The organism is Blautia sp. HCP3S3_C4 (genome assembly GCF_052064095.1).
In the GTDB taxonomy this organism is placed as follows: Bacteria; Bacillota; Clostridia; order Lachnospirales; family Lachnospiraceae; genus Blautia_A.
The window spans coordinates 194,715-201,980 of sequence record NZ_JBQHWF010000005.1; the positions used below are offsets into that span (position 1 = coordinate 194,715).

Consider the following 7,266-nt stretch of genomic DNA (forward strand, 5'->3'; position numbering starts at 1 on the left):
TCAGGGAAAGGCAGATGACAAATATGAAGGAAAAATTATTTTTCAGGAAGCTGGCAGTATTTCTTATGCTCACATTATTTCTGGCGGCGGGAACTTTTATGAGTACAGCCTCCGTACAGGCAGCAGCCTACGTCAAACAGAATGAAACCTCTGTCAGCATTACATCTAAGAAAACCGGATGGCAGAAAATAGGCGGAGACTACTATTTTTACAATTCCAAAGGCCGTCTCATCTGCGGTTCTTTTAAATACAAGGGATATTATTACTATAGCAATTCTAATGGCAAACGGTTCACCGGATGGATGAAGCGTTCCGGTAACAAATATTATTATAACCGTAAAAACGGAGCTATGTTCCGCAATCGCTGGGCGACGGGTGATAAATATACTTACTATTTCAATAAATCCGGTGTAGCAATCGCCGGCCAGTGGCTTACTCAAAATGGAAAAAAATACTATTTCCTCAGCAATTCCACCATGGCAAAGGGATGGCAGAAGATAGGCAAATATTATTACTATTTCAGCAAGAAAACAGGAGTGATGGCAAAGAATACCTGGGTAGGAAAATATTATGTCAATGCGAAGGGGCAACGTGTAAAATCTTCAGATGCAAAGCCAACAGTCAGTCAGAGCGGAAACACCTATACATATAAAAGCAGCACCCTGAATATTAAGCTGGAGCGTAAATCTGTCCACGGTATTTCTTACTGGGCTGCGCATATAAAAACTGCCAGTCCCAAACAACTGAGATCTGCACTTTCCAACGGAACCTACGGTGGGGAACGCCAGACTACTTCCTCAGCAGTATCCTCCAATGGCGGAATCATCGGGGTAAACGGCAGTGCTTTTGACTATGGTACAGGAAAACCTTCTCCTCTTGGCATGTGCATCAAAAACGGGATTCTCTACGGTGATTACATGACCAGTTATTCTGTTATGGCAGTCAAAAATAACGGAACGATCTATACCCCTGCCCAGGGCCTTATGGGAAAAGATCTGCTGGCAGCAGGTGTAAAAGATACCTATAACTTCGGACCGATCCTGATTAAGGATGGCGCAGCACAGCTGCCCTGGACAGAAACAGAGAAATATTATCCCCGTACAGCAGTAGGGATGGTAAAGCCCAATGACTATGTACTCCTTGTAACAGACACTGGAAATTACTCAGGACTGAATCACTGGGATATGGTCAATATTTTCAAATCCTATGGCTGTACTTATGCTTACAACCTGGATGGCGGCGGTTCTGCGACCCTGTACTTTAATGGAAAAGTAATGAACAGGCTGATTGGAAATACCCAGCGCCCCTGCGCAGATTTTCTTTACTTTACCCGATGATCCGTTCGGACATCTTAGAAGTGCTAATGTGTTGTTTTTGTTGGTACATGGTGCTATTATAATCATAGCTGATAAAACTCTGGTTTCGGCAAAATGATTCAATACAGTCCGCGATGGGAGGGGATAACAATAATCGTTTTAGAAGAAATACTAATGGCAAACGGATTAACCGTGTTAATGATGTGGTTCCTTTTGCTTTGCAGACGAAAGAACAGAGAGAGTCTTCACGTAGGTGATAAAATATATGATGGAATGGCAATCGTAAATTTACTGGGTGCATTGTCTGAGACAATTGCTTTTCTAGTAGATGGAAAACAATTTATTGGCAGCAGACAAATAAATTATGTCTCTAATAGTATATGCTTTATAGGTACAGTTAGTATAGGGCTTCTTTGGTGTCTGTATGTTGAATTGCGCATTTATCGAAATTATAAGAGGATATTCAAAAAAGCAAGATTTGTGATGTTTCCGTGGGTTGTAGAAGTAATTATGGTTTTATGTAATCTGCTTGGAACAGGGATTATGTTTAAAATATCTGAGGGAAATATATATCAGAGAGCAGCAGGCGCAATAGTAGGATATATTTCGCTTATAATATACTTTGCATACAGTATATACCTAGTGCATCAATCCAAGAAACAAGGGATGAATCTGAATTTTTTCCCTGTGATATATTTCGTTGGTCCTTGTTTTGCAGGAGTGCTTATCCAGTTTCTCTTTTATGGAATCACATCGTCATGGGTATTGGTTGCGGTTGCATTGATATTTGTGCAGATGCAGTCATATGCAGAGAATTTATATATGGATGAGCTTTCCGGATTATATAATCGAAGATATCTTAATGCAGTACTTACTGAAAGGAAAATTACAATCGGGAAATCATTATATGGAATCATGATGGATGTCAACGACTTTAAGTATATCAATGACAATTTTGGTCATAGTATGGGAGATAAGGCTATCTGTACGCTGGGAAACATACTTTTAAGATCTATACCAGATGGTGGTATAGCAATTCGATATGCGGGAGATGAGTTTATTGTGTTGCTGTCGGGGGTTGATACAGAGCGTGTCTTAGCAACAATGGATGAGATCAATCACAATCTATCCCAGTTTAATGAATCCAAGATAGAACCATTTACTCTAAGTGTATCCATGGGATACGCAGAATTTGGAGCAGGAGATGATACAGAAGCTTTTCTAATGCATATGGATGAGAAAATGTATGAGGAAAAAAGAAAGTATCATTTGTTAAAGAAATCAAACAGTTCACGACAATAAAGTATAGGAAAATACTTATTCTGTAATTGAAAATGCGATACCTTTTTGGAGGTATTTGAGCCGGAGGGTCAGCTGTGCTGACCCTTTTGAATTACAGCATTAATCAGAGTTTTTTACCGGAGCATTATTTTTCGTACATAATGTGGGTATTGAAAGTGAGTGAATGGGGCAATGTGGATTATTGAAACTCAACCTATATGATATAATAATAAACAAATGATAAAAATACAACATCAGTCAGATGGTATGATAAACAAATTGCATACTGGAGGATGAAAAAGTGGATAAACAGAGTATATTTCGAAGGGAAAGCCTTGATCGTGTTGAATCTCCGGAACAATTAGATGCATATATTAAGGTGTCTCATCCGAAGGTTTGGTTAATTATGGCGGCACTTCTGGTAGCGGTAATATCTGTAATACAAACCTGATAGGATGTAAGGCAAATATTACACTGCCTGATGGAAGAAGTATCAGTGGCAAAGTGGAAGCTGTGAGTCAGAATCCTTATTCACAGGAAGAAATTCGTGCTGAAATATCAGAAGACTGGCTTGCGGATAATGTGCTTGATGGAAACTATTCTTATGAAGTTCGGGTTATAGTGGAAGAAGACATTCCCTCAAATATGCTGGCAACAGTTATTATTACAACAGCCGAAATGAAACCAATTCAATTTATTTTGGATTAGGAGCGTGCTATGAAAAAGAGAAAAAAAGAATCACAGTTCCGGTTATTATGCAGATGGAAGCAAAGCTTCCAGTATTGCAAAAGCCGGAAGAAGTTATGGGCTGGAGGTAAAAGCGCATCGATATGGAGTAGACGAAGTAAAAGAGAATGTTACTTATCCTGCAATTATCCATTGGAACTTTAATCATTTTGTTGTGTTATGCGGTTTTACCAAAAATGCAGCTGTAATTAATGATCCTGCACGTGGAACGGTCAAGGTAACAATGGAAGAATTTGATCATTCTTTTACAGGAGTATGTATTGAGTTCACACCAGGAGAAAACTTTGAGACGGGCGGAAAGCCGGAAAGTGTATTTAAGTTTTTGAAGGATAGACTGGCCAATACAATGGATTCTGTGATTTTTGTAATGATTACGGCGTCCCTTGTTGCTTTTGCAGGCTTGGTTACTCCCGTGTTTGCCAGAATATTTACGGATCAGATTTTGCCCGGACATAATATGCATTGGCTGGTAATGCTTCTGGTGGCAATGTTTTTCACTGCTATATTCCGAATGATTGTTGGTTTTCTTAATGAGATATATCTTTATAGGATTAAAGGAAAGCTTGCTATTGTATCAAATGCCTCATTTATGTGGCATATGCTTCATCTGCCCATGGATTTTTATGCACAACGAATGGTGGGAGACCTTGCAGGCAGACAAAAACTGAATGATCAGATTGCAGAGACTTTGATCGCAAAAATAGCTCCGGTGTTTATCCAGATTATACTGTTGTTTTTTTATTTTATAATCATGATACGTTACAGTGTGGTTTTGACTTTTGTAGGTTGTATTGCGATTGTGTTAAATCTGCTTGCGTCTCAGATCGCATCACATATGCGGGTGGAAACTACCAGAGTTCGTATGAGGGATGAAAGTAAAGTGGATTCTGCAACTATGTCAGGAATTGATATGATAGAGAGTATTAAAAGCTCAGGTGCAGAGAATGGGTTCTTTGAAAGATGGGCTGGATTTCAGGTTTCAGCAAATATCCAGACAGTAAAGCAGTTAAGAAATGACAGCTTCTTTCTGAGTATTCCGGTTTTGCTTCAGGAATTGTCGAATGCGGCAATTCTTACCATTGGTGTGTGGCTGATTATGAAAGGAAAATTCAGTGTTGGTATGCTTGTGGCATTTCAGAGTCTGCTTCAGCAATTCATGATGCCTGTGGAAAGCCTGCTTGATATTGGACAAAGCATTCAGGAAACACGTACTTCTATGGAACGTGTACAGGATGTTATGAAATATGCTTCTGACAACAGTTATGTAAAGACGTTTTCAGAGGATGATATTACTGAATTTGAGAAGCTGAAAGGAACAATAGAACTTCGGCATGTGACTTTTGGATACTCGAAATTGGAGGAGCCACTTCTGAAAGACTTTAATCTGATCATTCATCCCGGAGATAAAGTTGCTTTTGTAGGACCATCCGGCTGCGGAAAATCTACGATTGCAAAGCTGATTTCGGGGCTCTATGAACCGTGGGAGGGAGAAATCCTTTACGATGGGAAAAAGATAACTGAGATACCAAGAGAGTCGTTTTCAGGTTCGCTGTCTGTTGTTGATCAGGAGATCACCTTATTTGAGGATAGTATTTCGGAAAATATCAAAATGTGGGATAAGAGCATTACGGATTATGAAGTGATCCTTGCGTCTCGGGATGCCCAGATTTATCAGGATATTATGGCGCGTCCGGGAGGGTATGAACACAAGATTGATGCAGGAGGCCGTAATTTTAGTGGTGGTCAGCGTCAGCGTTTTGAAATTGCAAGAGTCTTGGCAGGAGACCCTACAATCGTAATTTTGGATGAGGCAACGTCAGCCCTGGATGCTAAAACAGAATATGAAGTCACCAAGGCAATCAAAAACCGTGGAATTACTACGATAGTAGTTGCACATCGTCTTTCTACGATCAGGGACTGTAATGAAATTATTGTGTTAGAGCATGGTCAGATAAAAGAGAGAGGCACTCACGAGGAATTCAGTGTGTGGTGTCAAAATGGTGTCAAAGTGGTGTCGGAAATCCATGGTAATGGGAGAGAAAGGACTTATTTTTTTATTTGTTTTTACTTTACGTGAATGCTATACTGTATTCAATAGATAACTTTTATTATGATTGTCAATGGAAGGGATGTGGGCGATTTGATATATCTGTATACGGAGAAGCAAGATTCAGATGAATGGATTTTGAAGAATGATTTGTATTTTAATGGCAAGGAAATAGTTACCGGAAAAAATGGATATGAAAAATGGTGGAGCAGAGAATATAAAAGGAGAGTGGAAGATGATATATCATAAAATTGAGTTTCAGGCATAGCCATTTGAATATTCTCTCGAATTTACCAACCGTATTACGCTTGTGATTTCATAAAAGTCTGGAAGCTTGCCGTGACAAGTTCATTGTTATTGATAACGCAGATACGATTCTTACGGATGAGGACAGGATATTTATGGACGGAAGATAATTTTTTGGAAGTGTTGTCCAGTATGGAGTTTCAAAGAATTATAAAAAATATAGGTGTTTAAAAAATCGATTTTGGGGGCGTGTTCGCAAAAACACGTTAATTGCCTTTTTAAGAGGCTTTTTATGTTTACCCTATTGACTTGGGAAGAGATTCATAAAACGCCTGTAAGGGCAAAATACGAGGTCGATTTTTTGTTATCATTTTCAAAGTTTTATAGTTGTGCTTTACAGTGAGTGTATATTTGATTGAAAGCGAGGGGAATTTTATCGTGAACGAAAAGTCAGAGATTATCTTTATGCAGACGAGATTAATCAGGCTCGCGTCAGAAGAATGGCAGTTACCTATTGATAAAGTTGTTGAAGTATTTAAAAAAATGAATGTATTCGGTTACATTGAAGCGGGCTATGGAATTTTTCACTGTGAGGGAGATGAAGCAGTTTTGGAAGACATTGATGAGTTCCTTGCGAGAAAGGGGATAGATGTGTATAAGGAAGAAATTGCTGCTTCCAAATCTGGTACGGACTGATAGAAATTGCTGCAGTACAGATAAAGATAACCAGAGGAAGACATACAGAGATGTGTCACATATCCAGAGAATATGTCTCTGGTAAAACTGATGCTGGAAGATAACGAGCCGATAGAAAAGATAGTGAAATATACGGATTACTCTGTTGATAAGATTAAAAAGATAGCAGAGTCAATGGGAAAAAGAATAGTATTATAATAAGAACAGTGGGATATTCTTGAAACAGATATTGGGGTGTGATAAGATAAGAATAAAAGAATTACAGTTCGGGAAAAGAGTATAATATTGAAGTCCAGCGTTCTTATAAAGGAGCAGATGCGAAACGGTCCAGATATAACTAATGATGTGATGGGAAAGGGGATGCCTGTTTATCATATTAAGCGTGTAGTTGAAGAAACAGGTGAATAATTTGGTTATGTGCAAAGCCATGGAAGACATGAGGAATGAAACAATAAAAGAAACCAGTGTGGCGTCTGCGAAAAGGATGCTAAAGGATGGGTTTCTGTCACTGGAGAAGATTGCAGAATACACAGGATTCTCTTTTGAGGAAGTACGGGAGCTTTCACGAAAAGAATTCGCTTGAGGGTCTCATATAAATGCAGAAAGTATTACGGGGCAGAGATTTTTCTCTGCCTTTATCAATGAAGCAATAAAAGGTAATACTAGATAATGGAACAGGAATATGCCTGATGGAAAGTGTTGACATAAGGAAAAGACAACAGGAGATGTTTTATGGCAAAAATGACAGTATATCATGGAGGTTACAAGCCGGTAAAAGAGCCGGAGATTCGTGCCGGAAGAAATACGAAAGATTTTGGTACCGGATTTTACTGTACTATAATTGTGAACTTCCAGTAATTTTTCCACCTAAAGAAAAAAGAACGAAATAAAATCATAAAAAATCCCGGTTTTCTGCGGCTTTCCATTGCAGAT

The 7,266-nt window shown here is 38.9% G+C and carries 7 protein-coding genes and 2 pseudogenes; all 9 read left to right on the forward strand.

Annotated elements, in window-relative coordinates; all coding sequences use genetic code 11:
• The first annotated feature begins 23 nt into the window (after positions 1-23).
• On the forward strand, positions 24-1,337 hold the full coding sequence (locus tag ACTNC6_RS07025; protein WP_441043634.1) for a phosphodiester glycosidase family protein: 1,314 nt from the start codon (positions 24-26) through the stop codon (positions 1,335-1,337).
• Positions 1,338-1,490: 153 nt separating this feature from the next.
• Entirely contained in the window at positions 1,491-2,618 is a 1,128-nt protein-coding gene (locus ACTNC6_RS07030) for a GGDEF domain-containing protein (protein ID WP_441043636.1), read from the forward strand.
• 375 nt (positions 2,619-2,993) lie between these two features.
• Entirely contained in the window at positions 2,994-3,305 is a 312-nt protein-coding gene (locus ACTNC6_RS07035) for a hypothetical protein (RefSeq protein WP_441043638.1), read from the forward strand.
• A 49-nt stretch (positions 3,306-3,354) separates the two neighbouring features.
• Positions 3,355-3,612, forward strand: a pseudogene (locus ACTNC6_RS07040) (cysteine peptidase family C39 domain-containing protein); the annotation flags it as partial.
• A 99-nt stretch (positions 3,613-3,711) separates the two neighbouring features.
• Positions 3,712-5,421: an ATP-binding cassette domain-containing protein gene (locus ACTNC6_RS07045; RefSeq protein ID WP_441043644.1), complete on the forward strand. Its 1,710-nt coding sequence runs from the start codon at positions 3,712-3,714 to the stop codon at positions 5,419-5,421.
• Between the two features lie 54 nt (positions 5,422-5,475).
• Positions 5,476-5,640, forward strand: a complete 165-nt coding sequence (locus tag ACTNC6_RS07050) for a hypothetical protein (RefSeq protein ID WP_279206925.1) — start codon at positions 5,476-5,478, stop codon at positions 5,638-5,640.
• A gap of 435 nt (positions 5,641-6,075) precedes the next feature.
• Entirely contained in the window at positions 6,076-6,333 is a 258-nt protein-coding gene (locus ACTNC6_RS07055; RefSeq protein WP_441033523.1) for a DUF3791 domain-containing protein, read from the forward strand.
• A 400-nt stretch (positions 6,334-6,733) separates the two neighbouring features.
• Entirely contained in the window at positions 6,734-6,916 is a 183-nt protein-coding gene (locus ACTNC6_RS07060) for a hypothetical protein (RefSeq protein WP_441033526.1), read from the forward strand.
• 149 nt (positions 6,917-7,065) lie between these two features.
• Positions 7,066-7,176, forward strand: a pseudogene (locus ACTNC6_RS07065) (DUF3990 domain-containing protein); the annotation flags it as partial.
• Between the last annotated feature and the right edge of the window lie 90 nt (positions 7,177-7,266).